The following is an 18,685-nucleotide window of genomic DNA, read 5'->3' as shown; positions in this document are numbered from 1 at the left end:
TCGCCGGACCGGGCAGTCGCGCCACCGAGCTGGAGGATTGATGACATCGCAGACCGGTATGCACCGCGACCTCTGGCGTCGCCTCCTCATCGGCGGCGCCGGCGGAGTGATGGCCGCCGGCCTGCTGTGCGGAGTCGCGACGCCCACCGCGCTCGCCCAGCCGTCCGAGCCGACGACTACAGAGGCGCCGGCACCCGAGGCCCAGGCGGCCGGCCCGAAGAAGCCGTGCACCGGCGACGACTGCAAGCGGGCCGAGGAAGCGACCGCGCCGAAGGTCAACGGTGACCAGATCCTGATGGCCATCTACGAGCAGTACCGGCAGGGCGACGGCGGCGGGCAGATCTCCACGCTGATCGACGATGCGATGAAGCTGCGCCAGCAGGGTTTCAAGCCGTCGCAGCTGAACGCCGCCGCACTCGCCGATGCGCTCGAGCGCAGGCCCAACCAGACCCCGCTGATCGAGGCGCTCAAGAGCACCATTTCCTACCAGCGCAAGCTGCAGGCGCAGGCGCAGGCCTCGATCACGACCAACGGCCCCGTCGCCGGTCCGGTGCCCGTGCTTCCCGGCATGAACGTCCCGCTCGGCTGATCTGTGGCACTCGACGAGAAACTCCTCGACATCCTGGTCTGCCCGCAGGACCGCGGCCCGCTGCTGCTGGTGGGCGACGAGTTCCTCTACAACCCGCGGTTGCGGCGGGCCTACCGCATCGACGACGGTATCCCCGTGCTGCTGGTCGACGAGGCGGTGACGGTGGGCGACGACGACGAGCACCAGCGGATGCTGCAGCGCGCGTCAGCTCAGCCCGGGTAACTCGCCGGTGAGGTAGCGCTGCAGGTTCGGCGCGATGGTCTCGGCGATCTGCTCGATCGGCAGGGACTTGAACGGTTCGAGTTCGAGGATGTAGCGGGCCATCACCACGCCGACGAGTTGCGATGCGACGAACTGCACCCGCACGCGGCCGCTGCCGGGCGGGTCGTCCACCCGCGAGCCGATCTCCTTGGTGATCACATCCTGCAGGAACGACCGGAACAGCGACGGGTCGTTGCCGGCCAGCAGCGACCGCAGCGTCGCGATGAAGCCCTTGCCCAGTTCCGATTCCCACAGCGGCAACAGCATCGACGGCAGCGTGCGGCCGATGTCCTCCACCGGGATCTCTTTGAGCGGACCGATGACATCCATCGGGTCGATGGGGATGTGGATCGCCGCCGCGAACAACTGGGTCTTGGTCCCGAAGTAGTGGTGCACCAGCGCGGGGTCGACGCCGGCCTGCGCCGCGATCGCGCGGATCGATGTCTTGTCGATTCCGTTGCGTGCGAACAGTTCTCGTGCGACGGTCAGGATGCGTTCACGGGTGTCCGACGGCCCGGGTGGGCGCCCGGGCCGTTTGCGCTCAGCGTTGGTCGTCAACGTCGTCAGGGTGTCCTTCGTCGTAGCGTCGCCGCCGCCAGGCACAGCGCGACGACCGCGAACCCGACCACCACCGCGATGTCACGCACGACGGTGGCCGTGGGTTCGGCGTGCGTGCCGACCTGCTGCAGCGCCTCCAGAGCGTAGCTTGCCGGCAGCACGTTGCTGATCCACTGCAGCCAATCCGGCAGCACCGCGCGCGGCACGATCACCCCGCACAGCAGCAGCTGCGGGACGATTACCACGGGCATGAACTGGACCGCCTGAAACTCGGTGCGCGCGAACGCGCTACACAGCAGGCCCAGGCCTACACCGAGGATTGCGTTGATGATCGCGATGGTGAACACCAGTACCGGGCTGCCCTCGGTGTGCAGGCCGAGGAACACATAGGACACCAGGCAGGCGAGGGTGGCCTGCGCCGCGGCGGCGAGCGAGAACGCGGTGCCGTAGGCCGCGAGCAGGTCGGAGCGGCGCAGGGGAGTGGTGAGGATGCGTTCGAGCGTGCCGGATGCGCGCTCGCGCTGCATCGTGATCGAGGTGATCAGGAACATGACCACCAGCGGGAAGACACCGAGCATGATCAGGCACGCGGTGTTGAACGGTGACAGTCCGCCGGGTGGGTGCGGCGCGTTGTCGAACATGAAGTACATCAGCGTGATGATGAGGCTGGGCACCACCAGGATCATCGCGACGCTGCGGTGATCGCCCGCCAGTTGCCGCAGGATGCGGGTGGTGGTGGCCAGGTAGGCCTGGGCGCTCAGCCGGTTGCGGCGTTGGCTGCGGTGCTGTGCTTGATGACGGACAGAAACGCTTCCTCCAGTGACTGACATCCGGTGTCCTCCCGTAGTTCGGCCGGTGTGGTCTGCGCGAGGAGGCGGCCCTCGCGCATCAGCAGCAACTCGTCGCAGTGATCGGCCTCGTCCATGACATGGCTCGAGACCAGCAGTGTCGTTCCGCGCCTGGCCATCTCGCGGAACTGTGCCCACAGCTCGACCCGCAGGACGGGGTCCAGCCCGACGGTGGGCTCGTCGAGCACCAGCAGATCCGGATGCGCCACCAGGGCACAGGCCAACGAGACCCGGATTCGTTGGCCGCCGGACAGGTTGCGGCACAGCGCTGTTCGGTGGTCCTCGAGTCCGACCACGACGACGACGTCGTCGGCGTCTGAGGGCGCGGTGCCGTACAGCGCGGCGAAGTAGCGCACGTTGTCGATGACGCGGAGGTCGTCGTAGATGGTCGGGTCCTGGGTGACGTATCCGACGCGGTGACGCAACGCGGCCGCGCCCGCCGGTTGGCCGAGGACGGTGACCGTGCCGGCGGCGACGATCTGCGTGCCGACGATGCTGCGGATCAGGGTTGTCTTTCCGCAGCCGGATGGGCCGAGCAGGCCGGTGATGGTGCCGGCGGCGATCCGCAGCGAGACGTCGTCGACGGCGGGGCGACCGCCGCGCACCACCCGTAGGCCTGCGATGTCGACCGCGGCGCGGGGCCGGGCAGGAAATTCATCAGACGATGAAGTCATCATATGATGAATACTGCGCTCCGCATCGGCGGTGTGTCAAGACCGTTCCGTAGGATCCTTCGCGATGGTCAGCGCAGCGTTCCCCGGCCGATGTGACATGCGGATATGACCGCGCATCCGCTGGCGGTCGATCCGCTGACCGCGGCCCGGCGCTTGCTCGGCGCCGACCTGACCGGCCGCGGCGTGAGCGCGATGATCGTCGAGGTCGAGGCCTACGGTGGGCCGGCCGATGGCCCGTGGCCTGACGCGGCGGCGCATTCGTTCCGCGGGCCGACACCGCGTAACCGGGTGATGTTCGGACCGCCGGGACGGCTGTACACCTACCGCAGCCACGGCATCCATGTATGCGCCAACGTGGTGTGCGCCACCGACGGGGTCGCCGGCGCGGTGCTGCTGCGGGCCGCCGCGATCGAGGCCGGGCTGAGTACCGCGCACGCCCGCCGCGGCGAATCGGTGCGGCCCGTCGGCCTGGCCCGCGGTCCGGGCAATCTGTGCTCGGCGCTCGGAATCACCATGGACGACAACGGGATCGACCTGTTCGACCCGGACAGCCCGATCCAGCTGACCCTCGATGAGCGGGCGGACGCCGCGGACGGTCCCCGGGTGGGCGTGAGTAAGGCTGCCGACCGGCCGTGGCGGTTCTGGTTGACCGGCCGACCGGAGGTGTCGGCGTATCGGCGCAGCCCGCGGGCACCGGCTCTCGGCGAGAGCGACTAGTACGGAAAGATCGACCAGGTGACTGTTATGGGCACGCCGAACATCCTCGACGAACTGGAATGGCGTGGGCTGGTCGCACAGTCCACCGACCGCGACGCGCTGGCCGAGGCGCTGTCCGCCGGACCTGTCACCGTCTATTCGGGTTTCGATCCGACGGCCCCCAGCCTGCACGCCGGACATCTCATCCCACTGCTGACGCTGCGGCGCTTCCAGCAGTCCGGGCACCGTCCGATCGTGCTGGCCGGCGGCGCCACCGGCATGATCGGCGACCCCCGCGAGACCGGTGAGCGGACACTCAACACCGCCGACACCGTCGCCGAATGGGCCGACCGGATCCGCGGGCAGCTCGAGCGGTTCGTCGAGTTCGACGACACCGCCAGCGGCGCGATCATCGAGAACAACCTGTCCTGGACGGGTCCGTTGTCGGCGATCGAATTCCTGCGCGACATCGGGAAGTACTTCTCGGTCAACGTGATGCTCGACCGCGAGACCGTGCGGCGCCGGCTCGAAGGCGAAGGCATCTCCTACACCGAGTTCAGCTACATGCTGCTGCAGGCCAACGATTACGTGGAGTTGCACCGGCGCCACAACTGCACATTGCAGGTCGGCGGCTCCGACCAGTGGGGCAACATCATCGCCGGGGTACGGCTGGTGCGCCAGAAGGACAGCGCAACGGTGCATGCGCTGACGACGCCGTTGGTCACCGACTCCGAAGGCAAGAAGTTCGGCAAGTCGACCGGCGGCGGCAGCCTGTGGCTGGACCCGGAGATGACCAGTCCCTACGCCTGGTACCAGTACTTCATCAACACCGCCGACGCCGACGTGGTGCGCTACCTGCGCTGGTTCACGTTCCTGTCGCCCGACGACCTGGCCGAACTCGACGAAGCGACGCGCGAACGCGCGCACGAGCGGGCGGCACAGCGGCGACTGGCGCGTGAACTCACCACGTTGGTGCACGGCGAGGCCGCGACCCGGTCGGTCGAACACGCCAGCCAGGCGTTGTTCGGCCGCGCTGAACTGGCCGAACTCGATGAGTCGACGCTGGCGGCGGCGTTGCGGGAGGCCAGCAACAACCAGGTAGCGGAGTTGGCGCCGGGCGGGCCGGATGCGATCACCGACCTGCTGGTGGCCAGTGGCCTGGCGGCGAGCAAGGGGGCCGCGCGGCGCACCGTCGCCGAGGGTGGGGTGTACGTCAACAACACCCGCGTCGCGAGCGACGACTGGACCCCGCAGTCCGAGGACTTCCTATATGGGCGGTGGTTGGTGTTGCGGCGTGGCAAGCGCAACATCGCCGGCGTGCAACGCACCGGATGAGGTTGGGGAACAAATTGGGCACCACGGCCGTTGGGCTGTATGTCGGAGTCGACTCACCCTGGTGCGCGCGGTAGATGCGGAGTCCGAAAAACCCGCCCTACCAGCCCATTTGACTCCGAGTTTCCACTGACGTAACTTATCTCAGGTCGCCGCGACACGGTCCCCGGACCGGAGAGCGCGGCAGACTTCCAGAGGGAGATTCACTTCGGTGGGTTCCTGACTGTCCGCACGACGAGTACGCGGCTTTTGGCCGCGGGTTCGCTGCGCGGGTAGGTGGGTGTGTTGTTTGAGAACTCAATAGTGTGTTTGGTGGTTTTTGTTTGTTGTTTTTTTGCCATGCCCTGTTTTCCCGTTTGTGGGTGTGGTGTTTTTTGATGCCAGTTTTTGGTGTCTTTTGTTTGTGATCGGATTTTTCTGATTCGAATTCCACCTGGCCTTGTTTGGTTGGGTTGTTTTTGTTTGGAGAGTTTGATCCTGGCTCAGGACGAACGCTGGCGGCGTGCTTAACACATGCAAGTCGAACGGAAAGGCCCTTCGGGGTACTCGAGTGGCGAACGGGTGAGTAACACGTGGGTGATCTGCCCTGCACTTTGGGATAAGCCTGGGAAACTGGGTCTAATACCGGATAGGACCACGGTCTGCATGGATTGTGGTGGAAAGCTTTTGCGGTGTGGGATGGGCCCGCGGCCTATCAGCTTGTTGGTGGGGTGATGGCCTACCAAGGCGACGACGGGTAGCCGGCCTGAGAGGGTGACCGGCCACACTGGGACTGAGATACGGCCCAGACTCCTACGGGAGGCAGCAGTGGGGAATATTGCACAATGGGCGCAAGCCTGATGCAGCGACGCCGCGTGAGGGATGACGGCCTTCGGGTTGTAAACCTCTTTCGGTAGGGACGAAGCGCAAGTGACGGTACCTACAGAAGAAGGACCGGCCAACTACGTGCCAGCAGCCGCGGTAATACGTAGGGTCCGAGCGTTGTCCGGAATTACTGGGCGTAAAGAGCTCGTAGGTGGTTTGTCGCGTTGTCCGTGAAAACTCACAGCTCAACTGTGGGCGTGCGGGCGATACGGGCAGACTGGAGTACTGCAGGGGAGACTGGAATTCCTGGTGTAGCGGTGGAATGCGCAGATATCAGGAGGAACACCGGTGGCGAAGGCGGGTCTCTGGGCAGTAACTGACGCTGAGGAGCGAAAGCGTGGGGAGCGAACAGGATTAGATACCCTGGTAGTCCACGCCGTAAACGGTGGGTACTAGGTGTGGGTTTCCTTCCTTGGGATCCGTGCCGTAGCTAACGCATTAAGTACCCCGCCTGGGGAGTACGGCCGCAAGGCTAAAACTCAAAGGAATTGACGGGGGCCCGCACAAGCGGCGGAGCATGTGGATTAATTCGATGCAACGCGAAGAACCTTACCTGGGTTTGACATGCACAGGACGCCGGCAGAGATGTCGGTTCCCTTGTGGCCTGTGTGCAGGTGGTGCATGGCTGTCGTCAGCTCGTGTCGTGAGATGTTGGGTTAAGTCCCGCAACGAGCGCAACCCTTGTCTCATGTTGCCAGCACGTTATGGTGGGGACTCGTGAGAGACTGCCGGGGTCAACTCGGAGGAAGGTGGGGATGACGTCAAGTCATCATGCCCCTTATGTCCAGGGCTTCACACATGCTACAATGGCCGGTACAAAGGGCTGCGATGCCGTGAGGTGGAGCGAATCCTTTCAAAGCCGGTCTCAGTTCGGATCGGGGTCTGCAACTCGACCCCGTGAAGTCGGAGTCGCTAGTAATCGCAGATCAGCAACGCTGCGGTGAATACGTTCCCGGGCCTTGTACACACCGCCCGTCACGTCATGAAAGTCGGTAACACCCGAAGCCGGTGGCCTAACCCCTTGTGGGAGGGAGCCGTCGAAGGTGGGATCGGCGATTGGGACGAAGTCGTAACAAGGTAGCCGTACCGGAAGGTGCGGCTGGATCACCTCCTTTCTAAGGAGCACCACGAGAATGCGTGTCCCAGTGGGGGATACGTGATGCCGTGAAGGAGTCGGTCGCTGTAGTGGCGCCGGCTGGGTGCACAACAGACATGTCCGTTCGGTTGGGAAGCCGGCGGCGAAAAGATCATCAGACACACTATTGGGCTTTGAGACAACAGGCCCGTGTTTCCCTGGCCACTGTGTGTGGTGGGAGGCGTGTTGTTGCCCTGCTTTGGTGGTGGGGTGTGGTGTTTGATTTGTGGATAGTGGTTGCGAGCATCTCGCGATGGATTGCTCACCCGGCTTGGGTGGGTGGTTTGTTGCGTTGATAATGCAATTTTTTGATTCTTCCGAGAATTTTTGAACTGTTTTGTGTTGTAAGTGTTTAAGGGCGCATGGTGGATGCCTTGGCACTGAGAGCCGATGAAGGACGTGGGAGGCTGCGATATGCCTCGGGGAGCTGTCAACCGAGCGTGGATCCGAGGATGTCCTAATGGGGAAACCCGGCACGAGTGATGTCGTGTCACCTGTTCCTGAATATATAGGGTGCAGGGGGTAACGCGGGGAAGTGAAACATCTCAGTACCCGTAGGAAGAGAAAACAAGAGTGATTCCGTGAGTAGTGGCGAGCGAAAGCGGAGGATGGCTAAACCGTGTGCATGTGATACCCGGCGGGGGTTGTGTGTGCGGTGTTGTGGGGCGTTTCTTCTCTCATCCGCCGGTGAGGGCGAAAGTGATAAACCGTTGGGTTAGTCGAAGTGGTCTGGGATGGCCTGTCGTAGAGGGTGAGAGCCCCGTAGACGAAAACTTGGCGGCTTTCGTGAAATGTTTTCCCCGAGTAGCAGCGGGCCCGTGGAATCTGCTGTGAATCTGCCGGGACCACCCGGTAAGCCTGAATACTTCTCAGTGACCGATAGCGGATCAGTACCGTGAGGGAATGGTGAAAAGTACCCCGGGAGGGGAGTGAAATAGTACCTGAAACCGTGTGCCTACAATCCGTCAAAGCCCTCCCTTGTGGTGGGGTGATGGCGTGCCTTTTGAAGAATGAGCCTGCGAGTCAGGGACATGTCGCGAGGTTAACCCGTGTGGGGTAGCCGCAGCGAAAGCGAGTCTGAATAGGGCGTATCACGTCAATAGTGGCGTGTGTAGTGGTGTGTTCTGGACCCGAAGCGGAGTGATCTACCCATGGCCAGGGTGAAGCGCGGGTAAGACCGCGTGGAGGCCCGAACCCACTTAGGTTGAAGACTGAGGGGATGAGCTGTGGGTAGGGGTGAAAGGCCAATCAAACTCCGTGATAGCTGGTTCTCCCCGAAATGCATTTAGGTGCAGCGTCGCATGTTTCTTGTTGGAGGTAGAGCTACTGGATGGCCGATGGGCCCTACTAGGTTACTGACGTCAGCCAAACTCCGAATGCCGACAAGTGAAAGTGTGGCAGTGAGACGGCGGGGGATAAGCTCCGTGCGTCGAGAGGGAAACAGCCCAGATCGCCGGCTAAGGCCCCTAAGCGTGTGCTAAGTGGAAAAGGATGTGCAGTCGCGAAGACAACCAGGAGGTTGGCTTAGAAGCAGCCACCCTTGAAAGAGTGCGTAATAGCTCACTGGTCAAGTGATTGTGCGCCGATAATGTAGCGGGGCTCAAGCACACCGCCGAAGCCGCGGCAATCTATTGGTGACAATAGGTTGGGTAGGGGAGCGTCCTGCATCCGGTGAAGCAGCCGTGTGAACGTGTTGTGGAGGGTGTGGGAGTGAGAATGCAGGCATGAGTAGCGATAAGGCAAGTGAGAACCTTGCCCGCCGAAAGACCAAGGGTTCCTGGGCCAGGCCAGTCCGCCCAGGGTGAGTCGGGACCTAAGGCGAGGCCGACAGGCGTAGTCGATGGACAACGGGTTGATATTCCCGTACCCGTGTATGAGCGTCCCTGATGAATCACCGGTACTAACCGCCCAAAACCAGAATCACTGATCCCTTCGGGGTGATGGTTTCTGGGGCTGCGCGGGACCTTCGGTGGTAGTAGTCAAGCGATGGGGTGACGCAGGAAGGTAGCCGTACCAGTCAGTGGTAATACTGGGGCAAACCTGTAGGGAGTCAGATAGGCAAATCCGTCTGACACTTATCCTGAGAGGTGATGCATAGCCGAGTGAGGCGAATTCGGTGATCCTATGCTGTCGAGAAAAGCCTCTAGCGAGCGCATACACGGCCCGTACCCCAAACCAACACAGGTGGTCAGGTAGAGAATACCGAGGCGTACGAGTGAACTATGGTTAAGGAACTCGGCAAAATGCCCCCGTAACTTCGGGAGAAGGGGGACCCCCATACCGTCAACACCTTCGCGGTGGGCAGCGGCAGGGGGTGGCACAAACCAGTGAGAAGCGACTGTTTACTAAAAACACAGGTCCGTGCGAAGTCGCAAGACGATGTATACGGACTGACGCCTGCCCGGTGCTGGAAGGTTAAGAGGACCCGTTAACCCTTCGGGGTGAAGCGGAGAATTTAAGCCCCAGTAAACGGCGGTGGTAACTATAACCATCCTAAGGTAGCGAAATTCCTTGTCGGGTAAGTTCCGACCTGCACGAATGGCGTAACGACTTCTCAGCTGTCTCAACCATAGACTCGGCGAAATTGCATTACGAGTAAAGATGCTCGTTACGCGCGGCAGGACGAAAAGACCCCGGGACCTTCACTACAACTTGGTATTGGTGCTCGATACGGTTTGTGTAGGATAGGTGGGAGACTATGAAGCAGTCACGCCAGTGATTGTGGAGTCGTTGTTGAAATACCACTCTGATCGTATTGGGCCTCTAACCTCGAACCGTATATCCGGTTCAGGGACAGTGCCTGGTGGGTAGTTTAACTGGGGCGGTTGCCTCCTAAAATGTAACGGAGGCGCCCAAAGGTTCCCTCAACCTGGACGGCAATCAGGTGTTGAGTGTAAGTGCACAAGGGAGCTTGACTGCGAGACGTACATGTCAAGCAGGGACGAAAGTCGGGACTAGTGATCCGGCACCCCCGAGTGGAAGGGGTGTCGCTCAACGGATAAAAGGTACCCCGGGGATAACAGGCTGATCTTCCCCAAGAGTCCATATCGACGGGATGGTTTGGCACCTCGATGTCGGCTCGTCGCATCCTGGGGCTGGAGCAGGTCCCAAGGGTTGGGCTGTTCGCCCATTAAAGCGGCACGCGAGCTGGGTTTAGAACGTCGTGAGACAGTTCGGTCTCTATCCGCCGCGCGCGTCAGAAGCTTGAGGAAACCTGTCCCTAGTACGAGAGGACCGGGACGGACGAACCTCTGGTACACCAGTTGTCCCACCAGGGGCACCGCTGGATAGCCACGTTCGGACAGGATAACCGCTGAAAGCATCTAAGCGGGAAACCTCTTCCAAGACCAGGCTTCTCACCCATCAAGTGGGATAAGGCCCCCCGCAGACCACGGGATCGATAGACCAGACCTACACGCACAGCAATGTGTTCAGGGAACTGGCACTAACCGGCCGAAAACTTACACACAAACTCGCAACCACACACTCCACGCGGACCAAACAACCGCACCCCACCACCAAAACACACCACCCACAACACACCGTGGAACACTTGACAACAAGTGAATAGAGTTACGGCGGTCAATAGCGGCAGGGAAACGCCCGGACCCATCCCGAACCCGGAAGCTAAGCCTGCCAGCGCCAATGATACTGCCCAACACGGGTGGAAAAGTAGGACACCGCCGAACACACATTAGGATTACCCCCCACAATTGCGTGGGGGGTAATTCTATTTCGCGAGAAGTCATTACGGCTGCTCATGCACAGGGTCATCGGGTAGAAAGGCATACGTGGCTGAGGACAGACGGGGCGGCAACAACGGGCGCCCACAGCGGTCGGCGCCGCGCTCCTCGGGACCGAATCGGGCCCGCCGCGCACAACCCCGACCCGACGGCGATGCGCGCCAGTCGGCCGGCCCGCCGCTGCCCGAACGCATCGAGGCCCGCCAGCTCGCGCCGGACGTGCGCGGCGAGCTGACCACGCTCGACAAGTCGTCCGCCGACTACGTGGCCCGGCATCTGGTCGCCGCCGGCGAACTGCTCGACGACGATCCCGCCGCCGCACTCGAACACGCGCGCGCCGCCCGCACTCGCGCCGGCCGGATCGCCGCGGTGCGCGAAGCGGTCGGCATCGCCGCCTACCACTGTGGTGACTGGGCGCAGGCGCTCGCCGAATTGCGCGCCGCGCGCCGAATGGGAAGTCGCTCACCGCTGTTGGCGCTCATCGCCGACTGCGAGCGCGGCGTCGGTCGTCCGGAACGGGCGATCGAACTGGCCCGCAGTCCCGAGGCCGCTCAGCTCACCGGCGACGACGCCGACGAACTGCGGATCGTGGTGGCCGGCGCCCGCTCGGATCTCGGTCAGCACGAGCAGGCCCTCGCGGTGCTGTCGAGCCCGCAGCCGGATCCCTCACGCACCGGGCAGACCGCCGCCCGGCTGTTCTACATGTACGCCGAAACGCTTCTGGCCCTTGGCCGTAACGATGACGCACGACAGTGGTTCCTCCACGCCGCGACCGCCGACGTCGACGGTCTCACCGACGCCGAAGAGCGCATCACGGAGCTCTCCTGAGGTGAGCACCCTCGCGCAGGACCACGACTGCCTGCTGCTCGACCTCGACGGCACCGTGTTCCGGGGGCACGAAGCGACCGAGGGCGCCGTCGACACCCTGGCCGCCATCGACGCGCGCACCCTTTACGTGACCAACAATGCGTCACGCGCCCCGGCCGAAGTCGCCGAGCACCTGCACGCGCTGGGCTTCGCCGCCGAGCCCGACGACGTGGTCACCAGCGCGCAGAGCGCCGCGAAACTGTTGGCCGACCAATTGCCCAGCGGCGCAGTGGTTCTCGTCGTCGGCACCGATGCACTGGCCGCCGAGGTCAGCGGCGTGGGCCTCAAACCCGTTCGGCAGTTCGCCGACGGCCCGGTCGCCGTGGTGCAGGGTCACTCGCCGCAGACGAGCTGGCCCGACCTGGCGGAGGCTGCGCTGGCCATCCGCGCCGGCGCACTGTGGGTCGCGGCGAACGTCGATCTGACCCTGCCGTCCGAACGCGGGTTGCTGCCCGGGAACGGCTCGATGGTCGCCGCGCTGCGGACGGCCACCGGCGGCGAACCCCAGGTCGCGGGCAAGCCCCAGCCGACGCTGCTCAACGATGCGCTCGCCCGCGGCACCTTCACTGCGCCGTTGGTGGTCGGCGACCGGCTCGACACCGACATCGCCGGCGCCAACGCCGCCGGGCTGCCGAGCCTGCTCGTGCTCACCGGAGTCAGCACCGCCGCGGAGATGGTCCGCGCCGCGCTCGACGAGCGACCGGACTTCCTGGCGCCGGACCTGAGGTCGTTGACCGGACCCGCGGACGCTTTGCGGATCGGCCCGCACCCGGCGTGGCGTGTCGATGTCGACGCGGCGGCCGTGACGATTCACTTCACCGGCGCCGACCCGGGCGATGAGCTGTCGGTGGTGCGCGCGACGGCCAGCGCGGTCTGGGATTCCGGGCTCGACGCCGCCTCGCTGGCCATCGCCGCCGGCGACGACACCGCGCGGCAGGCCGCGCACCGCTGGTCCCTGCTAACCGGTCCTGATCGACTAGCGTGAACACCGACATGAGTACCGATCCCGATCAGATTCGCGCGCGCATCGCGGAGTTGCTCGCCGACCTGCCCGATCCGGGGCCGGACGGCGCCAACCTCGACGGTCTGGCCGATGCCGACATCGAGGTCATCGCGGCACGGCTGGAAGAAGCGCACGACGTGCTCGTGCAGGCGCTCGAGTCGGTCGAGAAGGGCTGACCGCCGTGACGCGGCGGGCGCGAGTGGACGCCGAGCTGGTGCGACGCGGTTTGGCCCGGTCCCGCCAGCAGGCCGCCGAGTTGATCGGCGCGGGCCGGGTGAGCATCGACGGCATGCCGGCCGCCAAGCCGGCCACCGCGGTCGCGGTCACGGCGTCGTTGACGGTCGAGGGCACCGATGAGCGGACCTGGGTGTCGCGGGGTGCGCACAAATTGCTGGGCGCGCTCGACGCCTTCGAGATCGCGGTCGAGCAGCGGCGTTGTCTCGACGCCGGCGCCTCGACCGGTGGTTTCACCGAAGTGCTGCTCGACCGGGGCGCCCGCGAGGTGGTCGCCGCCGATGTCGGCTACGGCCAATTGGCCTGGGTGCTGCGCACCGACCCCCGCGTCACGGTGATGGAACGCACGAATGTGCGCGAATTGGCCGCCGACGCGATCGGCGGGCCCGTCGACCTGGTCGTCGCGGACCTGTCGTTCATCTCGCTGTCCACCGTGCTGCCCGCGCTGACGGCGTGCACGTCACCCGACGGGGATATCGTGCCGATGGTGAAGCCGCAGTTCGAGGTGGGCAAGGACCGGGTCGGTGCCGGCGGCGTCGTCGCCGACCCGGAACTGCGTGCCGACGCCGTGCTGACCGTGGCCCGCCGAGCCGCCGAGTTGAACTGGCACACCGTCGCGGTCGTGGCCAGCCCGCTGCCGGGCCCGTCCGGCAACGTCGAGTACTTCCTGCACCTGCGCGCCCGCGCCGACGCCCCGCTGCACGGGTCGGCACTGGAGCGGGCGGTGCACACCGCCGTCGCGGAGGGACCTCAGTGAACACCGAACGGACCATCCTCATGGTCGTGCACACCGGTCGCGAGGAGGCCACCGAGGTCGCGCGACGGGTCCAGAAAGTGCTCGGCGACAACGGGATCGCGCTCAAAGTGCTCTCCGCCGAAGCGGTCGACCGCGGCCCGGTGCACCTGTCGCCGGACGACATGCGCGCGCTCGGCGTCGAGATCGAGGTGGTCGACGCCGAGGAGCGGGCCGCCGAGGGATGCGAACTGGTCCTCGTGCTCGGCGGCGACGGCACCTTCTTGCGCGCGGCCGAACTCGCCCGCAACGTCGAGATCCCGGTGCTGGGCGTCAACCTCGGCCGCATCGGATTCCTCGCCGAGGCCGAAGCCGACAACATCGATGCGGTGCTCGACCATGTCGTGGCGCGCGACTACAGCGTCGAGGAACGGATGACGCTCGACGTCGTGGTCCGGGTGGGCGGCGAGATCGTCGACCGGGGCTGGGCGCTGAACGAGGCCAGCCTCGAGAAGGGGCCGCGCCTCGGGGTGCTGGGCGCCGTGCTCGAGGTCGACGGTCGGCCGGTGTCGTCCTTCGGCTGCGACGGGGTGCTGGTCGCGACGCCCACCGGGTCGACGGCGTGGGCGTTCTCGGCGGGCGGGCCCATTCTGTGGCCGGACCTGGAGGCGATTCTGGTCGTACCCAACAACGCGCACGCACTGTTCGCCCGCCCGATGGTCACCAGCCCCGACGCGGCGATCGCGATCGAGATCGAGGCCAGGGGCCATGACGCGCTGGTGTTCTGCGACGGCCGACGGGAAATGGTGGTGCCTGCCGGCGGGCGCCTCGAGGTGACCCGCTGCGGCACACCGGTGAAGTGGGTGCGCCTCGACAGCGCCCCGTTCACCGACCGTCTGGTGCGCAAGTTCCGGTTGCCGGTCACAGGGTGGCGCGGTCAGTAGTGCTCTCCGAGATCCGTATCGAGTCCCTGGGCGCGATCAGCACCGCGACCGCCGAGTTCGACCGTGGGTTCACGGTGCTGACAGGCGAGACCGGCACCGGCAAGACGATGGTGGTGACCGGCCTGCACCTGCTGGGTGGCGCCCGCGCCGACGCCAACCGGGTGCGCTCGGGCGCCGACCGCGCTGTCGTTGAAGGACGTTTCACCACAACAGAACTCACCGATGACGTCGCCGCCCTCGTCGACGAGATCCTCGATTCTTCCGGTGCCGAACGCGACGACGACGGCAGCATCATCGCGGCGCGCTCGGTCAGCCGCGACGGCCCGTCGCGGGCCTACCTCGGTGGGCGCAGCGTGCCCGCGAAGTCGCTGAGCAGCTTCACCACCGAACTACTCACCCTGCACGGGCAGAACGATCAGTTGCGGCTGATCCGGCCCGAGGAGCAGCGCGCGGCGCTCGACCGGTTCGCCGATGTGGAGGGGCCGCTGAAGAAGTACCGCACCGCCCGCGACGAGTGGGTGGCCGCGCGTCGGGACCTGATCGACCGCAGGCAGCGGACCAGGGAACTGGCGCAGGAAGCCGATCGGCTCAAGTTCTCGCTGGACGAAATCGACGCCGTCGCACCCGAACCCGGCGAAGACAACGCGCTCGTCGACGACATCCGCCGGCTGTCCGAACTCGACGCGCTGCGCGAATCCGTCCAGACCGCGCGGGCGGCGCTGGCCGGCCCCGACGACCCGTCGCCGGAAGACGTTTCGGCATCGCACGGGGTCGCGCACGCCAAGTCGGCGTTGGAGTCCACCGGTGACACCGCGCTGGTGTCGCTGGCCCAACAGCTCAGCGAAGCCGTGGCCGTGATCGCCAGCGTCAGTGGCGAACTCGGCTCCTTCCTGTCCGGGCTGCCCGACGATGCCAGCGCGCTCGAAACCAAGCTCGCGCGGCAAGCCGAATTGCGCACGCTCACCCGCAAATACGCCCCCGACATCGACGGCGTCCTGGCCTGGGCACGCGAATCACGCGACCGCCTGGCCCAACTCGACGTGTCCGAGCAAGCGCTGACCGGTCTCGAGCGGCGTGTCGAGGAGTTGCAGCGCAAGGTCGTCGCGGCGGCCGCCGATTTGACCAAGGCGCGGACGAAGGCGGCCAAGGGCCTGTCCAAGGCGGTGACCGCCGAGCTCGGAGGGCTGGCGATGGCCGACGCCGAGTTCACCGTGTCGGTCGGACCGCTGGCCGCGAAGGCCGACGATTCCGCGCCGCTGACCCTGCCGTCCGGTGACGTCGTCCATGCCGGGCGCGACGGCGTCGATCTCGTCGAGTTCGGTTTCGCCGCCCATCGCGGCACCGACGTGCTGCCGCTGAACAAGAGCGCGTCGGGCGGCGAACTGTCGCGGGTGATGCTGGCGCTCGAGGTGGTGCTGGCCGCCTCGGTGGAGGGCACCACGATGGTCTTCGACGAGGTGGACGCCGGTGTCGGCGGACGGGCCGCAGTGCAGATCGGGCGCCGGTTGGCGCGGCTGGCCGACACCCATCAGGTCATCGTCGTCACCCACCTGCCGCAGGTCGCCGCCTACGCCGACGTGCACCTCGTGGTCGACAGCGGCGGCGGCAAGTTGAAGGCGAGCAAGGTGCTGCGCCTCGACGACGACGCCCGGGTGGCCGAGTTGGCGCGGATGCTCGCCGGTCTGGGCGAGTCCGACAGCGGCCGCGCCCACGCCCGCGAACTGCTCGAGGCCGCGCAGAAGGACCGCGCGGAAGCCTGACCGCGCGGGTCGATCCAGATTATTTGCTATAGCGACAATTACCCGTGCTGCCGCGCGCCGGGACTTTGCTGGCGGCCACGCCGAACGCTGTGGCGGGTGGGACGCTTGATACTTATGTGACTGGTGTTACGGCGCGCCTCCACCGGATCACGCTGCGGTCTCGCCAGAATCGGCCCATGAAGATGTCAGCGCTGCTCACCCGTAATGCCAGTTCACGACCGGGCATCACCGGCACCGCCCGCGTCGACCGCGACATCGACCGACTGCTGCGCCGCATCAGCCCCGGGGACATCGTCGTCATCGACGCCCTGGACCTCGACCGCATCACCGCCGACGCGCTCGTCGAGGCGGGCGTCACCGCCGTCGTCAACGCCTCCCCGTCGATCTCGGGGCGCTACCCGAACCTGGGCCCCGAGGTTCTGGTCGCCAACGGCATCACGCTGATCGACAACACCGGGCCCGACGTCTTCAAGAAGGTCAAGGACGGCGCGCGGGTGCGCCTGCACGAGGGCGGCATCTACAGCGGCGACCGCCGGCTGATCCTGGGCGCCGAGCGCACCGACCACGAGATCCACGAACTCATGCACGAGGCCAAGAGCGGGTTGGTGGCCCACCTCGAGGCGTTCGCCGGCAACACGATCGAGTTCATCCGCAGCGAGAGCCCGTTGCTCATCGACGGCATCGGCATCCCCGACATCGACGTCGACCTCAACCGCCGTCACGTTGTGATCGTCGCCGAGGACGACGGCGCGGCCGCCGACCTGCGGGCGCTCAAGCCGTTCATCAAGGAGTACCAGCCGGTGCTGGTCGGCGTCGGCACCGGCGCCGACGTGCTGCGCAAGGCGGGCTACCGTCCGCAGCTGATCGTCGGCGACCCCGACAAGATCAGCGCCGAGGTGCTGCGGTGCGGCGCGCAGGTCGTGCTGCCCGCCGACGCCGACGGGCACGCCGCCGGGTTGGAGCGCATCCAGGACCTCGGCGTCGGAGCGATGACGTTCCCGGCCGCCGGTTCGGCCGCCGACCTGGCGCTGCTGCTGTGCGACCACCACGGCGCGTCGCTGATCGTCACCGCCGGCCACACCGCGAGCATCGAGGAGTTCTTCGACCGCTCGCGGCAGCAGAGCAACCCGTCGACGTTTCTGACCCGGCTCAAGGTGGGCGAGAAACTCGTCGACGCCAAAGCCGTCGCGACGCTGTACCGCAGCCGGGTCTCGGGCGGGGCCATCGCGCTGCTGGTGCTGGCGATGCTGGTCGCGGTGATCGTCGCGCTGTGGGTGGCGCGGGTGGACGCCGCGCTGCTGGACTGGGTCGTCGATTACTGGAACCGGTTCTCGCTGTGGGTCCAGGGCTGGGTCACCTAGGAGCACATCCATGATTTCTCTTCGCTCACACGCGATCTCGCTCGCGGCGGTGTTCCTCGCGTTGGCCATCGGGGTCGCGCTGGGCTCCGGGCTGTTGTCGAACACGGTGCTGTCGGGCCTGCGCGACGACAAGCACGAACTGCAGGACCAGATCAACACCCTCACCGACGAGCGAAACGGTCTGAACGAAAAACTCAGCGCTGCCGGTGAATTCGATGCGCAGATGTCGGCGCGAATCGTGCGCGACGCGCTGGTGGACAAGTCGGTGGTGCTGTTCCGCACACCCGATGCCACCGACGACGACGTCGAGGCGGTCACCCGGCTGGTGGGGCAGGCCGGCGGCACGGTCAGCGGCGCGGTGACGCTCACCCAGCAGTTCGTCGACGCCAACGCCGCCGAGAAGCTGCTGTCGGTGGTGAACTCGCCGATCGTGCCCGCGGGCAAGCAGTTGAGCACCGTGGCGGTCGATCAGGGCTCGCAGGCCGGCGACCTGTTGGGCATCGCGTTGCTGATCAATCGCGACTCCAAGGTCAACACCGTCGACGACGCGCAGCGCGACACCGTGCTGGCCACGCTGCGCGACACCGGCTTCATCACCTACGCCGACCGGGTGGGCGCGGCCGACACCGCGGTGATCGTGACCGGCGGACCGCTCGGCGACGACGCGGGCAACCGGGGCGCCACCGTCGCCCGCCTGGCCGCCGGGCTGGCACCGCACGGTGCGGGCACGGTGTTGGCCGGCCGGGACGGTTCGGCGTCGGGCACCGCGGCCGTCGCGGTCATCCGTTCCGATGCGGCGTTGAGTTCGGCGGTCACTACCGTCGACGACATCGGCAGCGAATCGGGCCGCATCACGGCGGTGCTCGCGCTGAGCGATCTGATCAACGGCGGCCGGCCGAGCCAGTACGGCATCGGACCGGGGGCGACGTCGGTCACCGTCCCGCAGTAGCCGTCGACTCGGTCTCACAAGCGCCTGCCCGCGGCGCGTCAGCGACGACTTGTCGGCGACGGTGTTAGGGTGGGGTTCCGTGGGTCGGCAGGCCCCAAACTAGGAATTCCCCTAGAAAAGTAAGCCCTGCCCGT

Annotated in this window: 15 protein-coding genes and 3 rRNA genes; 15 read left to right on the top strand and 3 right to left on the bottom strand. The window is 65.8% G+C overall.

Features of this window, described 5'->3' with window-relative positions; translation table 11 throughout:
• The first annotated feature begins 40 nt into the window (after positions 1–40).
• Together BLW81_RS21065 and BLW81_RS21060 are read left to right on the top strand one after the other, a co-directional pair.
• Positions 41–589 carry a hypothetical protein gene (locus BLW81_RS21065; protein ID WP_157897778.1) on the top strand — a complete coding sequence of 183 codons (549 nt, stop codon included), beginning with the start codon at positions 41–43 and terminating at the stop codon, positions 587–589.
• Between the two features lie 3 nt (positions 590–592).
• Positions 593–811 (top strand): Trm112 family protein, encoded by a 219-nt coding sequence (locus BLW81_RS21060; RefSeq protein WP_083408853.1) that lies wholly within the window; start codon positions 593–595, stop codon positions 809–811.
• Here BLW81_RS21060 and BLW81_RS21055 read toward each other — a convergent pair.
• Genes BLW81_RS21055 through BLW81_RS21045 form a run of 3 tightly spaced genes read right to left on the bottom strand, consistent with a single transcriptional unit; the run spans position 794 to position 2,933 of the window.
• Positions 794–1,408: a TetR/AcrR family transcriptional regulator gene (locus BLW81_RS21055; RefSeq protein ID WP_083410710.1), complete on the bottom strand. Its 615-nt coding sequence runs from the start codon at positions 1,406–1,408 to the stop codon at positions 794–796. The two genes, BLW81_RS21060 and BLW81_RS21055, sit on opposite strands and share 18 nt — an antisense overlap.
• 5 nt (positions 1,409–1,413) lie before the next feature.
• Positions 1,414–2,238, bottom strand: a complete 825-nt coding sequence (locus BLW81_RS21050; RefSeq protein WP_083408852.1) for an ABC transporter permease — start codon at positions 2,236–2,238, stop codon at positions 1,414–1,416.
• Complete coding sequence (locus BLW81_RS21045) at positions 2,166–2,933, bottom strand: ABC transporter ATP-binding protein (protein WP_083408851.1); 768 nt, start codon at positions 2,931–2,933, stop codon at positions 2,166–2,168. Before BLW81_RS21045 ends, BLW81_RS21050 begins: the two co-directional genes overlap by 73 nt.
• A 102-nt stretch (positions 2,934–3,035) precedes the next feature.
• Between BLW81_RS21045 and BLW81_RS21040 the strand changes: the two genes are divergently transcribed.
• The 13 genes from BLW81_RS21040 to BLW81_RS20980 all read left to right on the top strand — a co-directional run bounded on the left by BLW81_RS21040 (position 3,036) and on the right by BLW81_RS20980 (position 18,551).
• Positions 3,036–3,647 carry a DNA-3-methyladenine glycosylase gene (locus BLW81_RS21040; protein ID WP_083408850.1) on the top strand — a complete coding sequence of 204 codons (612 nt, stop codon included), beginning with the start codon at positions 3,036–3,038 and terminating at the stop codon, positions 3,645–3,647.
• 27 nt (positions 3,648–3,674) lie between these two features.
• Positions 3,675–4,961, top strand: coding sequence for a tyrosine--tRNA ligase (gene tyrS / locus BLW81_RS21035; RefSeq protein ID WP_083408849.1), 1,287 nt, complete (start codon positions 3,675–3,677; stop codon positions 4,959–4,961).
• Between the two features lie 456 nt (positions 4,962–5,417).
• A 16S ribosomal RNA gene (locus BLW81_RS21030) occupies positions 5,418–6,937 on the top strand.
• 362 nt (positions 6,938–7,299) lie between these two features.
• Positions 7,300–10,426 (top strand): 23S ribosomal RNA (locus BLW81_RS21025).
• Positions 10,427–10,531: 105 nt separating this feature from the next.
• Positions 10,532–10,646 (top strand): 5S ribosomal RNA (gene rrf, locus BLW81_RS21020).
• The 16S, 23S and 5S rRNA genes sit together here, the layout of an rRNA operon.
• Positions 10,647–10,748: 102 nt before the next feature.
• On the top strand, positions 10,749–11,528 hold the full coding sequence (locus BLW81_RS21015) for a tetratricopeptide repeat protein (protein WP_083408848.1): 780 nt from the start codon (positions 10,749–10,751) through the stop codon (positions 11,526–11,528).
• A 1-nt stretch (position 11,529) separates the two neighbouring features.
• Positions 11,530–12,552, top strand: coding sequence for an HAD-IIA family hydrolase (locus BLW81_RS21010; protein WP_083408847.1), 1,023 nt, complete (start codon positions 11,530–11,532; stop codon positions 12,550–12,552).
• An 8-nt stretch (positions 12,553–12,560) separates the two neighbouring features.
• Positions 12,561–12,746, top strand: a complete 186-nt coding sequence (locus BLW81_RS21005; RefSeq protein ID WP_083410709.1) for a hypothetical protein — start codon at positions 12,561–12,563, stop codon at positions 12,744–12,746.
• A 5-nt stretch (positions 12,747–12,751) separates the two neighbouring features.
• Positions 12,752–13,561 (top strand): TlyA family RNA methyltransferase, encoded by an 810-nt coding sequence (locus tag BLW81_RS21000; protein WP_083408846.1) that lies wholly within the window; start codon positions 12,752–12,754, stop codon positions 13,559–13,561.
• Entirely contained in the window at positions 13,558–14,481 is a 924-nt protein-coding gene (locus BLW81_RS20995) for an NAD kinase (protein ID WP_083408845.1), read from the top strand. The genes BLW81_RS21000 and BLW81_RS20995 overlap by 4 nt, the downstream gene beginning before the upstream one ends.
• The gene (gene recN / locus BLW81_RS20990; RefSeq protein ID WP_083408844.1) at positions 14,481–16,241 is read left to right on the top strand and encodes a DNA repair protein RecN; all 1,761 of its coding nucleotides are present in this window, start codon (positions 14,481–14,483) and stop codon (positions 16,239–16,241) included. Before BLW81_RS20995 ends, recN begins: the two co-directional genes overlap by 1 nt.
• 176 nt (positions 16,242–16,417) lie before the next feature.
• The gene (gene steA / locus BLW81_RS20985; protein ID WP_083408843.1) at positions 16,418–17,602 is read left to right on the top strand and encodes a putative cytokinetic ring protein SteA; all 1,185 of its coding nucleotides are present in this window, start codon (positions 16,418–16,420) and stop codon (positions 17,600–17,602) included.
• Positions 17,603–17,612: 10 nt separating this feature from the next.
• The gene (locus BLW81_RS20980) at positions 17,613–18,551 is read left to right on the top strand and encodes a copper transporter (protein ID WP_083408842.1); all 939 of its coding nucleotides are present in this window, start codon (positions 17,613–17,615) and stop codon (positions 18,549–18,551) included.
• Positions 18,552–18,685 lie beyond the last annotated feature (134 nt).

The organism is Mycolicibacterium rutilum (assembly GCF_900108565.1).
GTDB lineage: Bacteria > Actinomycetota > Actinomycetes > Mycobacteriales > Mycobacteriaceae > Mycobacterium > Mycobacterium rutilum.
Note: the sequence above shows the minus strand (reverse complement) of the source record. Positions and strands in the feature narration are given on the sequence as shown.

Bases quoted from the DNA above. Each gene is read 5' to 3' on its own strand.
- BLW81_RS21065 (WP_157897778.1), top strand. From the start codon at position 41: ATGACATCGCAGACCGGTATGCACCGCGACCTCTGGCGTCGCCTCCTC.
- BLW81_RS21050 (WP_083408852.1), bottom strand. From the start codon at position 2,238: ATGTCAGTCACTGGAGGAAGCGTTTCTGTCCGTCATCAAGCACAGCAC.
- BLW81_RS21045 (WP_083408851.1), bottom strand. From the start codon at position 2,933: ATGATGACTTCATCGTCTGATGAATTTCCTGCCCGGCCCCGCGCCGCG.
- BLW81_RS21040 (WP_083408850.1), top strand. From the start codon at position 3,036: ATGACCGCGCATCCGCTGGCGGTCGATCCGCTGACCGCGGCCCGGCGC.
- tyrS (WP_083408849.1), top strand. From the start codon at position 3,675: ATGGGCACGCCGAACATCCTCGACGAACTGGAATGGCGTGGGCTGGTC.
- BLW81_RS21005 (WP_083410709.1), top strand. From the start codon at position 12,561: ATGAGTACCGATCCCGATCAGATTCGCGCGCGCATCGCGGAGTTGCTC.
- steA (WP_083408843.1), top strand. From the start codon at position 16,418: ATGAAGATGTCAGCGCTGCTCACCCGTAATGCCAGTTCACGACCGGGC.
- BLW81_RS20980 (WP_083408842.1), top strand. From the start codon at position 17,613: ATGATTTCTCTTCGCTCACACGCGATCTCGCTCGCGGCGGTGTTCCTC.